The 17,761-nt window shown below is 65.2% G+C and carries 20 protein-coding genes; 13 read left to right on the top strand and 7 right to left on the bottom strand.

Annotated features, from left to right (window positions below):
- Positions 1 to 38: 38 nt before the first annotated feature.
- From QOU61_RS34600 to QOU61_RS34580, 5 genes are all read left to right on the top strand, one after another.
- Positions 39 to 1,166: an acyl-CoA dehydrogenase family protein gene (locus QOU61_RS34600; RefSeq protein ID WP_289655651.1), complete on the top strand. Its 1,128-nt coding sequence runs from the start codon at positions 39 to 41 to the stop codon at positions 1,164 to 1,166.
- A gap of 203 nt (positions 1,167 to 1,369) precedes the next feature.
- Positions 1,370 to 2,614 carry an acyl-CoA dehydrogenase gene (locus QOU61_RS34595; protein ID WP_289655650.1) on the top strand — a complete coding sequence of 415 codons (1,245 nt, stop codon included), beginning with the start codon at positions 1,370 to 1,372 and terminating at the stop codon, positions 2,612 to 2,614.
- 178 nt (positions 2,615 to 2,792) lie between these two features.
- A complete protein-coding gene (locus tag QOU61_RS34590) occupies positions 2,793 to 4,037 on the top strand; it encodes an acyl-CoA dehydrogenase (RefSeq protein ID WP_289655649.1) in 1,245 nt (414 codons plus the stop codon).
- Between the two features lie 174 nt (positions 4,038 to 4,211).
- A complete protein-coding gene (locus QOU61_RS34585; protein WP_289655648.1) occupies positions 4,212 to 4,934 on the top strand; it encodes a nitroreductase in 723 nt (240 codons plus the stop codon).
- Between the two features lie 99 nt (positions 4,935 to 5,033).
- Complete coding sequence (locus QOU61_RS34580; protein WP_289655647.1) at positions 5,034 to 5,342, top strand: hypothetical protein; 309 nt, start codon at positions 5,034 to 5,036, stop codon at positions 5,340 to 5,342.
- Positions 5,343 to 5,406: 64 nt separating this feature from the next.
- Here QOU61_RS34580 and QOU61_RS34575 read toward each other — a convergent pair whose 3' ends face one another.
- Positions 5,407 to 6,198 carry an enoyl-CoA hydratase/isomerase family protein gene (locus QOU61_RS34575; protein WP_289655646.1) on the bottom strand — a complete coding sequence of 264 codons (792 nt, stop codon included), beginning with the start codon at positions 6,196 to 6,198 and terminating at the stop codon, positions 5,407 to 5,409.
- On the bottom strand, positions 6,198 to 7,310 hold the full coding sequence (locus tag QOU61_RS34570; RefSeq protein ID WP_289655645.1) for a cyclic nucleotide-gated ion channel: 1,113 nt from the start codon (positions 7,308 to 7,310) through the stop codon (positions 6,198 to 6,200). Before QOU61_RS34570 ends, QOU61_RS34575 begins: the two co-directional genes overlap by 1 nt.
- A 317-nt stretch (positions 7,311 to 7,627) precedes the next feature.
- Between QOU61_RS34570 and QOU61_RS34565 the strand changes: the two genes are divergently transcribed.
- Both QOU61_RS34565 and QOU61_RS34560 read left to right on the top strand, forming a co-directional pair.
- The gene (locus QOU61_RS34565; protein WP_289655644.1) at positions 7,628 to 8,296 is read left to right on the top strand and encodes a Crp/Fnr family transcriptional regulator; all 669 of its coding nucleotides are present in this window, start codon (positions 7,628 to 7,630) and stop codon (positions 8,294 to 8,296) included.
- A gap of 177 nt (positions 8,297 to 8,473) precedes the next feature.
- Positions 8,474 to 9,352, top strand: coding sequence for a DUF6537 domain-containing protein (locus tag QOU61_RS34560; RefSeq protein WP_289655643.1), 879 nt, complete (start codon positions 8,474 to 8,476; stop codon positions 9,350 to 9,352).
- 3 nt (positions 9,353 to 9,355) lie between these two features.
- Here QOU61_RS34560 and QOU61_RS34555 read toward each other — a convergent pair whose 3' ends face one another.
- Positions 9,356 to 10,864, bottom strand: a complete 1,509-nt coding sequence (locus QOU61_RS34555; protein ID WP_289655642.1) for a TAXI family TRAP transporter solute-binding subunit — start codon at positions 10,862 to 10,864, stop codon at positions 9,356 to 9,358.
- 412 nt (positions 10,865 to 11,276) lie between these two features.
- On the opposite strand from QOU61_RS34555, the gene QOU61_RS34550 reads away from it, so the two are divergent.
- On the top strand, positions 11,277 to 11,624 hold the full coding sequence (locus tag QOU61_RS34550; protein ID WP_289662045.1) for a DUF3307 domain-containing protein: 348 nt from the start codon (positions 11,277 to 11,279) through the stop codon (positions 11,622 to 11,624).
- Here the strand turns inward: QOU61_RS34550 and QOU61_RS34545 are convergent.
- Complete coding sequence (locus QOU61_RS34545) at positions 11,608 to 12,075, bottom strand: GNAT family N-acetyltransferase (protein ID WP_289655641.1); 468 nt, start codon at positions 12,073 to 12,075, stop codon at positions 11,608 to 11,610. The genes QOU61_RS34550 and QOU61_RS34545 overlap by 17 nt on opposite strands.
- A 132-nt stretch (positions 12,076 to 12,207) precedes the next feature.
- On the opposite strand from QOU61_RS34545, the gene QOU61_RS34540 reads away from it, so the two are divergent.
- Positions 12,208 to 13,089 carry a haloalkane dehalogenase gene (locus QOU61_RS34540; RefSeq protein ID WP_289655640.1) on the top strand — a complete coding sequence of 294 codons (882 nt, stop codon included), beginning with the start codon at positions 12,208 to 12,210 and terminating at the stop codon, positions 13,087 to 13,089.
- Between the two features lie 162 nt (positions 13,090 to 13,251).
- Complete coding sequence (locus tag QOU61_RS34535) at positions 13,252 to 13,653, top strand: hypothetical protein (protein WP_289655639.1); 402 nt, start codon at positions 13,252 to 13,254, stop codon at positions 13,651 to 13,653.
- Here the strand turns inward: QOU61_RS34535 and QOU61_RS34530 are convergent.
- Both QOU61_RS34530 and QOU61_RS34525 read right to left on the bottom strand, forming a co-directional pair.
- Positions 13,643 to 14,002, bottom strand: coding sequence for a YkgJ family cysteine cluster protein (locus QOU61_RS34530; protein ID WP_289655638.1), 360 nt, complete (start codon positions 14,000 to 14,002; stop codon positions 13,643 to 13,645). The genes QOU61_RS34535 and QOU61_RS34530 overlap by 11 nt on opposite strands.
- Before the next feature lie 25 nt (positions 14,003 to 14,027).
- Positions 14,028 to 14,726 (bottom strand): helix-turn-helix transcriptional regulator, encoded by a 699-nt coding sequence (locus QOU61_RS34525; protein ID WP_289655637.1) that lies wholly within the window; start codon positions 14,724 to 14,726, stop codon positions 14,028 to 14,030.
- Between the two features lie 147 nt (positions 14,727 to 14,873).
- Here QOU61_RS34525 and QOU61_RS34520 point away from each other — a divergent pair, with 147 nt between their 5' ends.
- Both QOU61_RS34520 and QOU61_RS34515 read left to right on the top strand, forming a co-directional pair.
- Positions 14,874 to 15,203 carry a hypothetical protein gene (locus tag QOU61_RS34520; RefSeq protein WP_289655636.1) on the top strand — a complete coding sequence of 110 codons (330 nt, stop codon included), beginning with the start codon at positions 14,874 to 14,876 and terminating at the stop codon, positions 15,201 to 15,203.
- Positions 15,200 to 15,928, top strand: coding sequence for a glutathione S-transferase C-terminal domain-containing protein (locus QOU61_RS34515; protein WP_289655635.1), 729 nt, complete (start codon positions 15,200 to 15,202; stop codon positions 15,926 to 15,928). Before QOU61_RS34520 ends, QOU61_RS34515 begins: the two co-directional genes overlap by 4 nt.
- Positions 15,929 to 15,936: 8 nt before the next feature.
- Here the strand turns inward: QOU61_RS34515 and QOU61_RS34510 are convergent, their stop codons facing one another.
- Positions 15,937 to 16,566 carry a pyridoxamine 5'-phosphate oxidase family protein gene (locus tag QOU61_RS34510; RefSeq protein ID WP_289655634.1) on the bottom strand — a complete coding sequence of 210 codons (630 nt, stop codon included), beginning with the start codon at positions 16,564 to 16,566 and terminating at the stop codon, positions 15,937 to 15,939.
- A gap of 130 nt (positions 16,567 to 16,696) precedes the next feature.
- On the opposite strand from QOU61_RS34510, the gene QOU61_RS34505 reads away from it, so the two are divergent.
- Complete coding sequence (locus QOU61_RS34505) at positions 16,697 to 17,590, top strand: LysR family transcriptional regulator (RefSeq protein WP_289655632.1); 894 nt, start codon at positions 16,697 to 16,699, stop codon at positions 17,588 to 17,590.
- Positions 17,591 to 17,761: the final 171 nt, after the last annotated feature.

Raw genomic sequence — 17,761 nt, 5'->3', positions numbered from 1 at the left:
GACCGCCCCGCAATGACAGCCAGTAAAGGTAAGCAGCCATGAATTTCGATTTCTCCGATGATCAGAAGCAGCTGCGTGACCAGGCACGGAAATTCCTTGCCGAAAAATGTCCGCCCAAGGCGGTGCGCGCCGTGCTCGAGGGCAAGGCGGCTTATGACCGTGAGCTGTGGAAGGGGCTCGCCGAGATGGGCTTTCTCGGCGTTGCGATCCCGGAAGGATATGGCGGCGCTGGCGCCGGCCATCTCGAGCTCTGCGTGATCGCCGAGGAAATGGGCCGCGCGCTTGCCCCGGTGCCGTTCTCCTCCACCGTCTATCTTGCCGCTGAAGCGCTCCTGCTTGCAGGCTCCGACGGGCAGAAGAAGCAGTGGCTGCCGAAGATCGCTGCCGGCGAGGCGATCGGCACGCTGGCGCTGTTCGAGGGCAAGGGCAATCCGTCGCCGCAAGGCGTCAAGCTCGCCGCGTCCGGCGGCATGCTCAACGGCGTGAAGAAGCCCGTCCCGGACGGTGCGATCGCCGATTTCGCCATCGTTGCCGCGCGCACGGGTTCAAGCGGGCGGGAGACCGATGTCTCGCTCTTTCTGGTCGACATGAAGGGCGGTGGCGTCGAGGCCAAGGTGCTGACCAACCTCGATCCCTCCCGCGAGCAGGCTGAGCTCACCTTCAGGAACTGCAAGGCCGAGCCGCTCGGTCCCGCCAGCGAAGGCTGGAGCATTCTGACCCGCGTGCTCGACCGCGCCGCGGTGCTCACAGCTTTCGAGCAGGTCGGCGGCGCCGACCGTGCGCTGGAAATGGGCCGCGACTACGCGCTCGATCGCATCGCCTTCGGCCGGCCGATCGGCTCGTTCCAGGCCGTGAAGCACATGCTCGCCGACATGTATGTCGCGGCGACGCTGGCGCGCTCCAACTGCTATTACGGCGCGTGGGCGCTCTCGACCAACGCGTCGGAATTGCCGGAAGCCGCAGCCGCGGCGCGCATCAGCGCGACCCAGGCGTTCCATCACTGCGCCAAGAACAACATCCAGGTCCATGGCGGCATGGGCTTCACCTGGGAGTTCGACTGCCACCTGTATTATCGCCGCGCAGGCGCGCTGGCGCTGTCGCTCGGCAGCCAGTCCTATTGGGAGGACGCGCTGATCGACTGCATGCGCAAGAAGAACGCGGCGTAAGTCGAAAAGTCCGTAGGGTGGACATCGCGCAGCGTTGCCCACCGCGTCATACTCAGATGGTGGGCTCGCTTCGCTTAGCCCACCCTACTCGGTAATGTCGTAGGGTGGGTTAGCGCAGCGTAACCCACCTTGCTTGCAACGAAGCGCGACAGAGGTGGTGGGTTACGCCTTCGGCTAACCCACCCTACAAACGAGGAAGCGTCATGAATTTCGACGACACCCCGCAGGAAGCCGCGTTTCGCGAGCAAGCGCGCGCCTGGATCGCGGCAAATGCGCCGAAACAATATGAGGAGGAGCTGCGCAAGGCCTCGCTCGGCCGCACGCAGCTCAAGGGCGCCAACGTCCTCGACGTCGCAAAGGCCTGGCAGAAGAAGAAAGCCGATAGCGGCTGGGCCTGCCTGCACTGGCCAAAGGAATATGGCGGCCGCGGCGCTTCGCCGATCGAGCGCGTGATCTGGCAGCAGGAGGAGGGCGCTTTCGGCAAGCTAAGCGCGATGTTCATCATCGGCCACGGCATGTGCGGGCCGACTATGATGGCATTCGCCGCCGAAGACCAGAAGCGAAAATATCTGCCGCCGCTCGCCTCTGGCGAGAAGATCTGGTGCCAGCTGTTCTCGGAGCCGGCCGGCGGCTCCGACGTTGCCGGGCTTCGCACCCGGGCCGAGAGACAAGGCGACGACTGGATCGTCAACGGCCAGAAGATCTGGACCTCCGGCGCGCATTATTCCGACTATGGCATCCTCTTGACGCGCACCGATCCGACCGTGCCCAAGCACAAGGGCCTCACCATGTTCTTCCTGGACATGAAGAGCAAAGGCGTCGAGATCAAGCCGATCAAGCAGGCCAACGGGCAGTCCGAATTCAACGAGGTCTATTTCACCGACGTGAAAATCCCGGACAGCCAGCGGCTGGGTGCGGTCAACGACGGCTGGAACGTCGCGCTGACCACGCTGATGAACGAGCGCATGTCGATCGGTGCGGGCGTGGCGACCGGCTTTCCCGAATTGTTCGAGTTCTGCTCCGGCCTGATGCTCGATGACGGACCTGCACTCGACGACCGCAATGTGCGTGCGAGGCTGGCGAACTGGGCGGTGAAGGCGAGCGGCCTGAAACACACCAGTTTCCGCGCCATCTCGGCGCTGTCGCGCGGTGAGCGGCCGGGACCGGAAAATTCCATCGGCAAGCTGGTGGCGGGATCGATGATCCAGGAGATCGCGATGTATGCGCTCGACCTTGAGGGCGCGGCGGGCGTGCTGAGCGGGCCGGAGGCCGAACTCGCCGGCAAGTTCCAGGCAATGCTGCTGCGCGCGCCCGGCACCCGGGTCGAGGGCGGCACCGACGAGATCATGCGCAACATCATCGCCGAGCGCGTGCTGGGGCTGCCCGGCGATGTCAGGGTCGACAAGGACGTGCCGTTCAACCAGGTGCCGACGAAGGGAAGAGCGTGACGTCATTCCGGGATGGTCCGAAGGATCGGAATCGTAGGGTGGGTTAGCGAAGCGTAACCCACCGAGCCCGGATTGCTCGATAGACGTGGTGGGTTACGCCGGAGCCTGTCATCGGGCCGCGCTTTGCGCGGACCCGTTGGGCTAACCCACCCTACAGGAGATACGTGAGGGAAACGCCATGAACTTCGACGACACTCCGCAGGAAGCCGAGTTCCGTGCAACCGCGCGCAAATGGATCGCCGCCAACGCGCCGAAGGCGCTGGAGGCGGAGCTTTCAAAATCGTCGCTCGGGCGCATCCGCCTGCAGAACCAAGACATCGTCGAGGTCGGCAAGGACTGGCAGAAGAAGAAGTTTGAGGGCGGCTGGGCCTGCCTGCACTGGCCGAAGGACTATGGCGGGCGCGGGGCATCGCCGATCGAGCGCGTGATCTGGCAGCAGGAGGAGGGCGTCTACGGCAAGCTGACCCAGCCGTTCCAGATCGGCGAAGGCATGTGCGGGCCCACCGTGATGGCCTATGGCAACGAGGAGCACAAGCGCCACTATCTGCCGAAGCTCGCCTCCGGCGAACACATCTGGTGTCAGCTGTTCTCCGAGCCGGCCGCCGGCTCCGACGTTGCGGGCCTTCGCACCCGCGCCGAGAAAAAGGGCGATAGCTGGATCGTCAACGGCCAGAAGATCTGGACCTCGGGCGCGCATTATTCGGACTATGGCCTCCTGATCGCGCGCACCGATCCCAATGTGCCCAAGCACAAGGGGCTGACCATGTTCTTCCTCGACATGAAGAGCAAGGGCGTGGAAGTGCGGCCGATCAGGCAGGCCAACGGCATGCAGGAGTTCAACGAGGTCTATTTCACCGACGTCGTCATTCCGGACAGCCAGCGGTTAGGGGCCGTCGGCGACGGCTGGAATGTGTCCCTGACCACGCTGATGAACGAGCGCATGTCGATCGGCGCGCGGCTTGCCACCGGCTTCCCCGAGATGTTCGCGTTCTGCTCCAGCCTGATGACCGAGGACGGGCTCGCGATCGACGATCCCGCCGTGCGTGCGAGGCTCGCGAACTGGGCGGTGAAGGCGAGCGGGCTGAAATATACCAGCTATCGCGCCATCTCCGCGCTGTCCAAGGGAGAACGTCCGGGGCCGGAGAATTCGATCGGCAAGCTGGTCGCGGGCACCATGCTGCAGGATATCGCGACCTACGCGATGGACCTGGAAGGCGCGGCCGGCGTGCTCACCGGCGAGGCGGAAGAGCAGGCGCGCGGCCAGTTCCAGCAGATGCTGCTCTCCTCGCCCTCGATGCGGATCGCCGGCGGCACCGACGAGATCCTGCGCAACATCATCGCCGAACGGGTGCTGGGGCTGCCCGGCGACGTCAGGGTCGACAAGGACGTGCCCTTCAACAAGATTCCGACCAAGGGACGCTAGACGCAGTGCAGCCTCTCTCCGTTCCCCTCCCCCTGAAAGGGGGAGGGTTGGGGAGGGGGTCTTGCACCAGAGACAAAATTGACCACCCGGCGCGTCGGATGATGCTTCGCATCGCCGGGGTCGCGCCGACCTCCCCCTTGCAGGGGGAGGCAAGTAGAAAGAAGGGCGCTTACCATGACCGATGCCGCCGCTATGGCGCCGAAGCCGCGCTACACCAACGAGGACCGTGTCGGCGTGCTCGAAGAGCTCCTGAACGAGCGCTATTCGGTGCGCGCGTTCAAGCCGCAGGAAGTGCCGCGCGCCACCATCGAGCGCGTGCTCAAGGTGGCGCAGCGCACGGCGTCGTGGTGCAACAGCCAGCCCTGGCAGGTGATCATCGCGAGCGGCGAGGCGAAGGAGCGCTTCCGCAAGCTGATCCATGCTGAAGCAGCCTCCGGCGCGCACGCCGAGTTCGATTTCCCGCCGCCGCGCGAATATCGCGGCGTCTATCTGGCGCGCCGGCGCGAAAGCGGCTTCCAGCTCTACAACACGCTCGGGATTCCCCGTGGTGACAAGGCGGCCTATGCGCGGCAGGCGCTGGAGAACTACAATTTCTTCGGCGCCCCGCATGTTGCGATCATCCATACCGACGAGGCGCTCGGCGTCTACGGCGCGATTGATTGCGGCGGCTATGTCGGCAATTTCATGCTGGCCGCGCAGGCGCTCGGGCTCGGCACCATCCCGCAGGCCGCACTGGCGCATCACTCGGCGCTGATCCGCAAGCACTTCGGCCTTGGCGATGATCGCTGCGTGGTCTGCGGCATCTCGTTCGGCTATGCCGACCACGCGCGTCTCGTCAACAGCTACCGCACCTCGCGCGCGAGCCTGGACGAAGCCGTGACGTTTGTGGACGGGTAGTGCCTTGCGCTGCCTGGCAAAGACGCCGCCGCAAAGCGAGGAAACGGATGAACAAGTGGATATTGTCGGCGTGCTTTTTGGCGCTTGCGGCAGCTCCTGTTGCTGCCGCCGATGTGCGCCTGGATTCCTATCGCAAATCCAAAGAATGAGGCGTTTCGCAACTTTAATCAGCTGTACCTTGATGGCGTAAAGGGCGGCCTGATGGCTTATAATGCGTGGATGAAAAGCCATGGCGGCCAACCGGCGTTCTGCATGCCCGAAAACCTCGCAATGACCACTGACCAAACCGAACACATAATGCTCAGGTCAGCCGACAAGCGGGCAGCGAAAGGCGATATGTTGGTCGCTCTCCTGCTCCTATGGGGCCTGCAGGATACCTTCCCGTGCGAAAAAATCGGCAGTCGATAGAAAATCCATTCTTGCTGTACTTTTCAAATATATAATTCCCCTCCAGAGGGGAGGGTGGACAGCGCTAGAACTTCGGCGGGCGCTTCTCGGCAAATGCGCGAATGCCTTCCTTGATCTCCTCGCCGCGCATGCTCTCGATCGCCCGGCGGTCGGCCGCGGCCTCGTCGAGCTTGCCGCGCGCGATCTCGTTGATGGTCCGCTTCATGCCGCGCATCGCATTCGGCGCGTTGCCAGCCAGCTGCGTCGCGAGCCGCTCGACCTCCTCGTCGAGCGCCTCGAGCGGCACCATCGACGTGAGGTAGCCGATCCGCAGCATCTCGGGCGCGCCGATCTTCTCGGCGGTGAGGAACAGCCGCCTGGCGTTGTCGGCACCGAGCCGCGACACGTAGCGCGAAATGCCGCTCCTGTAATAGTGCAGGCCGAGCCGCGCCGCCGGCATGAACATCTCGGCGGTGTCGACGCCGATGCGGAAATCGCAGGCCAGCGCGAGGTCGGTCGAGCCGCCATAGACCCCGCCATTGAGCCGGCAGATGGTCGGCACGCCGAGATCCTCCAGGTGGTTGACCACGACCTCGAAGGCCGAGCCCGCGCTCTGCTGCTCGACGGAGCTCGTCGCCCGCGCGGCGACCGAGTTCAGGTCGTAGCCGGCGCTGAAGGCACGGCCCGTGCCGGTGAGGACGAGGACCCGGATCGCGGGATCGGACTCGATCCGCGCGAAGTGACGCGTCAGCACGTCGAGGTCTTCGGCTTCGAGCCGGTTGAGATGACGCGGCCGGTTGAGGCGGATGGTAGCCACCGCGCCGCTTACTTCCAGCAGCGGCGGGGTCGCCGCATCTGCGTCCGACGGCGCCGCCATCACTTGTTCTCCAGTGCGCGGCGCTTGGCCTCGGCATCGATGGTCTCGGCGAGGTCGGGGTGGCGCGCCATCAACAGGCGGAAGTCGACGAGGTCGAGCACGAGCAGGCGCGACACCCGCGTGGTCGTGATATTGGCCGAGCGCAGATTGTTGCCGAGCAGCGCCATCTCGCCGAAGAAGGCGCCGTCGCCGAGCTGGACCTTCTTGCCGGGCAGGTCGACCTCGACCTCGCCGGAGGCAATGAAATACATGCAGTCGCCCTGCTGGCCCTTGCGGATGATCATGGTGCGCGCCGGCAGGTCCATGGTGCGCAGCATGTGGGTGACGTCGGCGATCGCCGAGGGGCCGAGCGAGGCGAAGAACGGCACCTTGCTCACCGATTCCCAGGTCTTGAGGAAATTGTCGCGCCGCGTTTCGGCGGCAAAGCCGGTGGCGAGAATGCCGGTCCACAGCCCGAACACGCCGAGGCCGGAGATCATGACCAGCGCCGCCACTATCCGCCCGAGCGGGGTGATCGGCACCACGTCGCCATAGCCGGTCGTGGTCAGCGTCACGACCGCCCACCACAGCGCGGCCGGCACGTTGCCGAAGGTCGCCGGCTGCACGTCGCGCTCGAGGAAATAGACCGCGACGGAAGCCAGGAACAGCACCATCAGGAAGATCACGAGCACGCTGAGCAGCGGGCCCGATTCAACCACGATCACCCGCCGCAGCTGCCGCAGGCCCGGAATGCCCGGGATCACCTTGACCATCCAGAGCACCGCGAGCAGCCACGCCGTCCTGGGGTCGGCGCCGAGCGCGAGCGCCAGCGGAATGGCCAGCGCGCAGACGGCATCGACCAGCCCGCGCAGCGAGAGCAGATAGCCAGGCATCACTCCGGCGCGCAGGGCATGACGGATCCGCACCAGCCACTCGAAGACGAAGAAGGCGAGGCAGGCCCACAGCACCGCATCGACCCAGTGGTGGGCGGCCTCATAGGCCGGGTTGACGGTGAGCAGCGCCATCGTCAGCACGCCGATCGCGATCGCCGCGTAGGCCGCCTTGGTCATGTTGCGGCCGGCGGTCGCTGCCACGAACTGGGAAAGCGCGGGGAAGGCGATGGGTTTGGGCATCCGGGCGGCGTGGCCTTGGGGGTGAAAGCGGCCGTGGCGGCCTTTTCGACAAGGTGCCCCGGGCGACGGCAGGCCGTCAACGACGGCCGCAAAACAACGTTATCGGCGCGGCGGGTCGCTTCTTTCGCTCTGCAGCGTGGTCCGGTTCGCCGGGGCGGGACAGGCCGGCCCGGAAACGCGAATTTGACGGAATAGAGCAAATCCCGCACAAAACGTTGCTTTTTCCGCGTATATCAAAACGACCTGCGGACATTATGATAAGGGGCGCGCCGGAACAGGCCGGCGTGCCGGCTTTTCCAGACGCTTTGGTTGGCCCCATGGACACCTCACATCTCGCAGAACACGCCGGCGCTGCCGGCAGCTTCTTCGCCTCGATCTTCGTGGTGGCGACGCTGTCGATGCGGACCATGATCCCGCTCCGGGTGTTCGGCATCCTGACCAACATCATCCTGATCACGACCGCGATCCCGACCCACAATTATGCGACGCTGATCCTGCATTCGGTGCTGTTGCCGCTCAACACCTACCGGCTGCACCAGATGCTGCAGCTCGTCCGCAACGTCAAGAAATCGGTCAGCAGCGACCTGTCGATGGAATGGCTGAAGCCGTTCATGACCGAGCGCAAATGCACGGCCGGCGAGGTCCTGTTCTACAAGGACGAGAAGGCCGACAGCATGTACTACATCGTCAGCGGCCGTTATCGGCTGGTGGAATCCGGCATCGAATTGCCGGTCGGCGCCATCGTCGGCGAGTTCGGCATGCTGTCGCCGTCGAATCTGCGAACCCAGACGCTGGAATGCATTCAGACAGGCGTCATCCTGAGCGTCAGCTACGATCAGGTCGAGCAGCTGTACGTGCAGAATCCGGCGTTCGGTTTTTATTTCCTCAAGCTTATGACAACCCGCCTGTTCGAGAACATCGACAGGCTAGAGCAGCGGCTGGCGCAGCAGACGGCGACCTCGGTTCCGGCCGCCAATCCCGCCTAGTGTCCCGAATCCGGAGTTCGCATCTCCCTGCCGCGGGCCCCCTTGCGAACCTCGGGTTCGAAAGGACACTAGAAAGCTTGATTCGGGTGTGGTCTGGTTTTCGAAATTCCCTTTGAGGACTCGCGAACGATGAAGGGGATTTCTGAACCACCGCACTGGCAACGTTAGGAAGCGCCCGTGTCGGACGACGGATTGCTGGCTTCGCTTCGCTACCTGTTCGCCGATTTCCTCGAGGAGCAGGACCATACGCCGCCGGCCCTGCCGGACGGCCTGCCCATCGGTGCGGCCGCAATCGTCGCAGACGGCATCCGCTGCCTGATGGATTATCAGGGCGCGCGCTATGCCCATCTCTACGTCGAGCGCCTGCGGCGCTTCATCGGCCGGCAGGGCGTCGACGGCCCGATGTTCTGCGAGATCGCGCGGCTGATGGCGGAACGCATGAGCTACCAGGACGCGATCCGGATCGCGCAGCTCAAGCTCGCCGGGTTCGAGGCAAGCGGCGGCCAGATGCGCTCGCGCGATGTCCACCGTTTCCGTTTCGACGAGCTGGTCGATGCGCTGCCGGCGGTGGCCGCCGCGCCCGTGCTCACGGTGCTCGGCATGCTCGGCTGGCTGCACAAGCAGGTCTCGATTCCCTTCAGTACCCAAAGTCGTTGGGGCATCCGCCGGCTCAGGATCGAGGCGTGGCTGCGGCGCTGGCGCATGTTCTCGATCCGCTATGGCGAGGAGCGCGTCTGGGTCGAGCGCTGGCTGCACATGATCTCGCGCGCGCTGATCAAGCAGCCGGGCGCCGCGGGCGCGATCGTCGAGACCGCGACCATGGTGCAGGGTTTTGGCGACCGTTACCGCCAGGGGCTTGCCGACTGGCATGCGATCATCGACGGGCTCGTCAAGCCGACCTTCGACGGCGCCCTGCCGCTGGTCGATCTCGGGTCGGCGATCGCAGAGGCGCGCGCCGCGATCATGCCCGATCCGCGGCAGGCCGCGCTGAAACGCGCCATCGCCCAGATCAGGGCGCGCGCGCAAGGCGACGCGCCGAAGGCCGCCGCGGAGTAAGGGTCAGGCGCTCTGCGCTTTCTTCACGACCACGATATTGCCGTCATGGCTGGCGTCGTGCTGGTCTTCGGGGCCCTGCTGTTCGCGGCCTTGGTGTGGGCCGTCTTGGTATTCGCCGCCTTGGGCCGCATCGTCGCAGCCTGCCGCCTCGCCGGCATGGCGCTTGATGTGATCGCGCCGCATGCCGATCTCGTCGCGCACGAGCTCATAGCCGAGCTTGAACGTCTCGAGCCCGTCGCTCGAGATCGTGCCGTCCCGCAAGCCGATCACCGCGCCGCGCAGGATGTCTTCGAGCTCGTCCTGCAGCTCCTCCACCGCATCGAGCGTCCTGGCGTGCTCGATCTTCTCGCCGATGGTCAGGATCCGCGTCGCCAGCTCGCCGGCCTTCTCGGGCGCGATGCGCGTCACCTTGGTGTAGATCGTCGCGAAGATCGAGCCGATGATGCTCAGCGCGGCGGCGCCGAGATACAGCATGTCGCTGTAGCGGTCCATGAACGACTTGGTGTCGTCGTTGATGTATTCGGCAGCGCCCTGATGCGCGACGATGAAGGCGTCCTTGTCGGTCGCGGCCGGCTCGATCCGTGAGGCAAAGCCGTCGTCGAGCGCAAGCTCCGCCTTGTTCTCGTAGATCAGGCGCGCAAGCTCGCCAGCGGTTGACGTCGACATCCGGGATTGCGCCACCAACAGCCACTGCACGCCGATGGTGTCGAGTTCGTCGTCGGGAATTTCCGGCGACGACGACAGCATGCCGGTCGATACCGTCTCCTCGGAAAGGCCCGGGATCTTGCGCGTCAGCGCCTTGGTCTCGTCGATCGCGTTCAGCGTGAAGCCGCCGCGCCTGGCAAACTGCTCGTAGCTCTTGTCGTTCATCACCTTTGAGGCATGCGCGATCACGATCACCGCGCCGAAGCCGCTGGCCGGGGCGAGCAGCTTGTCCAGTGTCGCGCCGGCCGGCGCCATCTGCACCCGCGCGGCGATCTCGGGCGCGTCCCTCAGGTCGAGGATGTTGCGGATGAGGGCGAGGTTGCTGTCGCCGTCGCCGAGCACGGCGATCTTCCGGATCTTCTTCAGGTCGGAAAGCGACTTGATCTTCTTGGTTCCGGGGCCGAGCAAAAGCACCAGATCGTGCTCGAGGATCGCGAGCGCCCGCGCCCGCGGCGGAATCCAGGCGTCGGTGCGCAGCACTGCGAGATCGGCCTGCCTGCGGTCGAACTGCGCCAGCGCCTTGGCGTTGTCGGCGTTGAAGGCGATCTTCAGCCGCAGCCGCGAGGAGGCGCTCTTGAGCACGGCGGCAAGCTTTGCGGCGAACCGCGCCTCCTCGCTCCCGGGATTGCCGACCGCAAAGGTCAGCGTCTCGGAATTGCGCAGCAGGACGCGGCCGCCGCCGACGGTGGCGAGCGTGAGCACCAGCGTTGCCAGCACGAACAGCAGCACCTGCCGGCGGTTGCTTTTGACGGCCAGCGAACGCGGGGGAGGCTGTTCTGCCGAGGACATCCGGTCTTCAGCGCTCATGGCCCTTCGCCCAGGGTAGGGGACATTTTGCCGCAGAAGGCCTGCACGGCACGCCCGACGGGAAATCTAAATGCCTAAAAAAGAAAGATAATTTGCGAGGCCAATGATATCGTCGTGGTTGCGGATTGCAAACCGGCGACGCCGGTAACGTTAAGGCGTGGCGGAGCAGCGTCCCCGCGGGCAGCCTATCGCCGTTTGGCCACACCCGGCCATTTTCCGGTTCCACACTGGTGCAATCGGCGGCCGGAGATGCCATAACGGGTTCCGACCCGGCCGATGGGGCCCGGGACTGCGGGAGTAGCGCTGAACGCCTCGTCTTTCCGTGCGTTTCAGGTCCGAGCCAGCGAGGGCGCCAGCTTTGTCTTTTCCCCCCATGTCGTCATCGGTCCCGGTTGGCCTTCTGATCGGCTGGATGCTGCTGCTGACCTTCAAGCACGTCATCGCGGATTTCGTGCTGCAGACCTCCTGGATGGCGCTCGGCAAGGATCAGAAGAAGGGCTGGGCGCTGCCGCTCCTGGCGCACTGCCTGGTTCACCTTGCGGTTGCAATGGCGCTGATCCTGATCGTCGCGCCGCGCTTCTGGTTCGTCGCGGTGATCGATTTCCTGATCCACATCACGGTGGACCGCGCCAAGGGATTTTGCTCGGCGAATCTCGGCATCAACCACGAGCATCCGTGGTTCTGGACCCTGATCGGCGTCGACCAGGCGCTGCATCATCTGACCGGCTTTGGTCTGTCGATCTTCATGGCTGCGAACTGAAGACATCGAGGCCGCGCGGTCCGACGTCCTGCTCGATCAGCGTCCAGCCCAGCCCGTTGTAGAAATCCCGCAAGCGCGGCCGCGCGCAGAGATAGACGCGCTCGACGCCGAGCGCGAGACAGTCGCGTGCTGCACGGTGGACGAGCGCGGCGCCGACGCCGCGTCGGCGCGCCGCGGCCTCGACCCAGAGCGCCGCAACCCACGGCGAAAGTTGCGGACGTTGTTCCAGGTCGGAAGCGACCACCGACGCGGTTCCGAGAAAGGCCGCGCCGTCGTGGGCGACCAGCGCGAACGGGATCGGCGTGTCCGCCATGTTGTCGCGCAGGCGCACTGAAATGTGATCGAGCGGGTAGCCGTTCGGCTCCCACCAGGCCTGCCAGATCCGTCGTGCGACGATGTCGAAAAATTGCGGGCACTGCCGCAGGTCGGTGATCGCAAACGGGATAGTCATGAAGGTGCCGCCGGCAGCGAGGGATATCTTTCCACCTTAGCCGCAGCTGACGCGGGACGGGAGGGGCGCGAGCGGTTTGCGCCGGGCGCGTGGGCGCGGCATGCTGAGAGCCTGGATCGCAGGGAGCGCCCAATGACCGAACAGAGGCTCGCCAAGAAGACCGTCGACGTGCTGGACGGCCGCATGGCCTATCATGAGCGCGGCAGCGGCGCGCCGATCCTGTTCCTGCACGGCAATCCCACCTCGTCCTATCTCTGGCGCGACGTCATGCCCGAGCTCGAAGGCAGCGGCCGGCTGATCGCGCCCGACCTGATCGGCATGGGCGATTCCGCCAAGCTGCCCAATCCAGGGCCGGACACCTATCGCTTCGTCACCCACCGGAAATACCTTGCCGCCTTCATCGATGCGGTGATCGCTCCGCAGGAGAAGATCGTGCTCGTCGTCCATGACTGGGGCTCCGCGCTCGGTTTCGACTGGGCCAACAATCATCGCAATCGCATCCGCGGCATCGCCTATATGGAGGGCATCGTGCGCCCGGTCGCCGGCTGGGAGGAATGGAGTGCGGCGGCCACGCCGATTTTCCAGGGTTTCCGCTCCGACAAGGGCGAGAGCCTGATCCTGGAGCGCAACATGTTCGTCGAGCGGGTGCTGCCCGGCTCGGTGCTGCGCAAGCTGTCGGATGTCGAGATGGCCGAGTACCGCCGCCCGTTCCTCGAATCGGAGGACCGCTGGCCGACGCTGACCTGGCCGCGGCAGATTCCGATCGCGGGCGAGCCCGCCGACGTCGTCGCGATCGTCGCCGACTATGCGCGCTGGATGGCGGAGAACGATATCCCGAAATTGTTCGTCAATGCCGAGCCCGGCGCGATCCTGATCGGGCCGGTCAGGGAGTTCTGCCGGCAATGGAAGAACCAGCGCGAGGTGACGGTCAAAGGCTCGCACTTCATCCAGGAGGATTCGGGCCCTGCGATCGGACAGGCGATCGCCGCGTGGATCGAAGACAACGTGCGTTAGTGCTCTTTTGCAGCATTGGAGAGAGCCTCTCGACCGCGCACCCGCCTGCGCCGTTCCGATTCGCGACGATCGATCAACCGCCCCCCGTGTGACTACCGGGGTGCGTGGTTAACCCTTCGTTAGAGAATTGCATTGCATCCTTTCCGCGTGGGGAGAACTGCAATGTTTTCAAGCCGCGACGCCTATGACAGCGACGTCTGCCCGATCAGGGATGAACTGCTCGGCGAGATGTATCGCGCCAGCGAGCAAGGCCTGCCACGACTGGTCGAGAGTGTCTCGCCCAGCGTCCGCGCGATGCTGGCCATGTTCTGCTATCGCCGCGCGCATCTTTATTCGCTGGCGCTTGCGATTGCCGGCTCCTGCACCGAGCGCGACATGATCCAGTTCGGCGGCCGCGCCGGCGCCACGCTCTATTCGCTCTCGCGCGAGCCGGCTGCGCGGCAAAGCTCGTCGTCCGGCTATGCCGGCCGCAAGCCGATCACGCTGTCCACCAAGCCGCTCGCCACCTTCGTGCCGATCGATGATGAGATCGACGACGAGGCGACCGAGACCGTCACGGCCTGATCTTTTCACCGCCTTGCAGGGGAGGGTGAAGCACCGGCAGCCCATGCCGGCGCCGCGCCATGTCGCATTCGGCGTCACCCGGCATGCAGGTCCGGCACACGTCCGGCCTGACCGAGTAGATCCGGCATGCGGTCGCCTGGCCGATCACGCCGTGCAGCGCCGCGCAGCGGTCGCCCTCGCAGCGCATGCCCGACAGCCTTTCATTGACGAGCTCGGCCGGGATCAGGTCGAGCTGATCGTCGTCCTCGATCGTGAAGCGCGGCCAGTTCGCCGAATAGGCGCAGCAGGCGCCGCAGGACTGGCAGGGGCTTTGATCCGGCACGGCAGGATCGCCGATTTTCACAGACATCGGAAATTCCTCTGGTCGCCTCGACTCACGTATCTTTCGGCCGTTCCCAGACCAGGCTCTGCCGCCACCGTGCCCGCAGGATGTCACGCCTTTCGGGGTATCTCTCGTCGAGATAGACGGCGTTGACCACGCGGTCGGTGCGGAAGCTGCGAAAGTCCTTGCGCAGCTCGCACCAGGCCGCAAGCAGCCGCACCGCTTCGAGATAGCCGACCGCGATCGGCCAGATCGTGCGCTCGCTGTCGCGGCCCTGCTCGTCGCGGTAGTGCAGCTGGATCTTCTTGCCTTCGTGGATGTGCGAGCGCGTGCGCACCATGTCGATGCGGTCGGGCTCGCGGCTCCAACCTGGCCGGGCGCGGCTCGCCGGCTCCAGCACGAATGGGCGCAGCCGCTCCGGCACGGTGTCGGCGATCTTGGCGATCAGATCGTCGGCGGCGCGCGCCAGCGCCGGATCGGCGTGGCCGGCGACCCATTGCGCGCCGAGCACCGCCGCCTCGATTTCGTCGGGTGTCAGCATCAAGGGCGGCAGGTCGAACCCCTTTTCCAGGATATAGCCCATCCCGGCCTCGCCGCGGATCGGCACGCGCTGTCCGATCAGGGTCGCGATGTCGCGATAGATCGTCCGCTTCGAGGTTTCCAGCTCGGCCGCGATCGCATCCGCCGTCAGCGGTTTGCGGGTGCGCCTGAGCACCTGGATGATCTGAAACAGCCGGTCGGCGCGTCGCATGGCAAATCTCTTTTGGGCAAGTCTCTTTCAGGCAAGTCTCTTTCAGGCAGCCTCTTTTGTCAGGATCAGTGCCACTGATGCTGACAGCATGTTGGCAGCAGGGGCCTTCTATAACGGGACAACACTTCAACTGAAGGGGATTTGTCCATGATGCTTCCTCGCCATGATGCTGCCAAGGGCAGCTTGAAGAGCGGCGCGGGACCGCTCTGGCGGCTCCAGGCCCTCGCCGCGCAAGGCCTGATGTCGCTGCACAATTACGGAGATTTGCGCTGCGCGGCCGCGGCTTTTGGCCTGCACGCCCTCACAGCCCTCGAGGCTTTCGTCGAGCGGCGGCTCTCCTCTGTAGCCGAAAATGTCATCGAGCGCGCCCTCGCGGGGGCGCGTTTCGCCGCCCGCCGTGCTGCTGCTGACAGTACGGTGGCAGCAGGGTCCGGTCAGGGTCTGGCGCTGTTTCACGCGGTCGGGAGCTTCGCATGATCACCCTTTACGGCTTTGGCGCCGGGTTCGGCCTGCCGGAAATCAGCCCCTTCGTCACCAAGACCGAGGTTCAGCTCAAGATGGCCGGCCTCGAATACCGCAAGGAGCGGGCGATGCCGCCGGCGTCCCCAAAGGGACAGCTACCCTACATCGTCGATGACGGCAAAAGCATTGCCGATTCCACCTTCATCCGCGCCCATCTCGAGGCCAGGTATGGCTTCGATTTCGACGCCGGGCTCGACCTCGGCGCGCGCGCCCAGGCCTGGGCGTTCGAGCGCATGATCGAGCACCATGTCTATTGGGCGCTGGTCGGCGCGCGCTGGGTGGATATCGAGAATTTCGCCAAGGGGCCGAGCCATTTCTTCGACGGGGCGCCACCGCATCTGCGCGACAAGCTGCGCGAGGACGCCCAGTTCCGCGTTGCCGAGAACTATCTGTTGAGCGGGCTTGGCCGCCATGCGCCCGACGACGACATCGATCTGGCCTGCCGTTCGCTGCTCGCGCTCTCGGTGCAGCTTGCCGGCAAACCCTATCTGTTCGGCGACAAGCCCTCCGGCGTCGACGCCACGGCGTTCGGCGCGCTTGCCGGCATCCTGACGCCGTTCTTCGAATCCAAGCTGCGCGAACGCGCCGAGCAGTTCCAGAACCTGACCGACTATGTCGACCGGATGATGCAGCAATATTATCCGGAGTTCGCCTGGGTGCCGCTGCGCCAGGCAGCCTAGCGGCTACGTCATGTTGCGGGAGCCGACTGGCCCTTGAGTGTCGCCAGCTCCGCCTCCAATTCGGCGATCCGCGTATCGCGCGCGGCCAGTGCCGCGGCCACATCGGCCGCGTCGAGTTTCTGCGGGATGTGCTGCGGGCAGTTGGTATCCCACGCCGCCACCTTGAACAGGATCACCTGCTCTCCTCGCGCGCGGTAGCCCTGCGGCATCAGCGATCGCGTCAGCGCCGGATCGTCCTCGATCACCTGGGCTTCGCCCCAGAGCTTCACGCGCCGCCGGTGGGCATAATCCATCACGAAGATGTAGGCCTTCGGATTCTCCGATAGGTTTCCCTGCGTGATGTATTGCCGGTTGCCGGCGTAATCGGCGAAGGCCAGCGTCTGCCTGTCGAGGATCTTGATGAAACCCTTCGGCCCGCCGCGGTGCTGGATATAGGGCTGGCCGTCCGCGCTTGCGGTCGCAAGATAGAAGCTGTTGGTCTCGGCCAGGAACGCCGCAAGGTTCTCGTCGATCTCGCTGCGCCAGCCGCGTGTCTCCTCGACTTGCGCATAGGTTTCGCGCGAGCCTTTGCGGGCCTGGATCGCCTTCACGGCCGGCGTGAACGCCACGTCGCTGGAATAGGGATGAGCCTCTGACATGGCTGCGCCTCCACAAGCCGGCGGGCTTTTGCTTCGACCCACCGACGTTCAGCTCTAAACATGCGCATTCTCGAAAATTAAACAATCAATGCAATTGACACTTCATCGTTGCGTATTGTGAAATAATGCCATGGACCGGCTCGACGCCATGCAGGCCTTTGTCGCGGTCGCCGACCTCAGGGGGTTCGCGCCGGCAGCGCGCAAGCTCGGGCTGTCGCCATCGGCGGTGACGCGCCTGATCGCCGCGCTGGAGGAGCGCCTCGGCGCCCGGCTGTTGCAGCGGACCACCCGGCAGGTCACGCTGACGGATGCCGGCACGCGCTATCTCGAGCATGCGCGGCGCATCCTCGCCGATGTCGAGGACGCCGAAGGCGCCGTCGAGGGCGAGCGGACGCGGCCGAGCGGTCGGCTCGTGCTGTCGGCACCGGTCGGTTTCGGACGGCTGCATGTCGGCCCGGTGATGTCGGCCTATCTGAAGCGCTATCCGGAGGTCGCGGGCGAATTGCGCCTCTCCGACCGCATGATCAACCTCGTCGAAGAGGGCGTCGATCTCGCGGTTCGCATCGGCCATCTGCCCGATTCCTCGCTGGTGGCGCGCCACGTCGGCGAGATGCGGCGGATCGTGGTGGCCTCGCGCGGTTACCTGAAGGCGCGCGGCGAACCGAAGACGCCGGAGGCGATCCCCTCGCACGACACGATTCAGTTCGGCGCCACGCCGGTCACGGCAGACTGGCGCTTCATCCGGGATGGCGATGAACTGCGCGTCAACCACACCCCGCGCTTCACGACCAACAGCGCCGATGCCGCGATCCGCCATGCCGAGCAGGATGGCGGGCTGACGCGGGTGCTCGCCTATCAGGCGGCGGATGCGATCAAGCGCGGCAAGCTCAGGACAGTGCTCGAGAAGTTCGAGCAGCCGCCGCTGCCGATCCACCTGGTCTATCCGACCTCGCGGCTGTTGTCGGCCAAGGTGCGCACCTTCGTCGATCTCGTGATCGAGACGACCGACTGGCATTTCGGCTAGGGCACGTGATGGACTGCGCTTGAGCCACGAATGCGGTCTGCTCCCTCTCCCCGCTCTTGCGGGGAGAGGGTTGGGGTGAGGGGCTCTTGTCGGCAACTGCGAGAGTGAGGGGAGTGCGCGGCAATTCCCCCTCACCCGGATTGCGCTAACGCGCAATCCGACCTCTCCCCG

The sequence above is a fragment of the Bradyrhizobium sp. NP1 genome, assembly GCF_030378205.1.
Lineage (GTDB): Bacteria > Pseudomonadota > Alphaproteobacteria > Rhizobiales > Xanthobacteraceae > Bradyrhizobium.
Note: the sequence above shows the minus strand (reverse complement) of the source record. Positions and strands in the feature narration are given on the sequence as shown.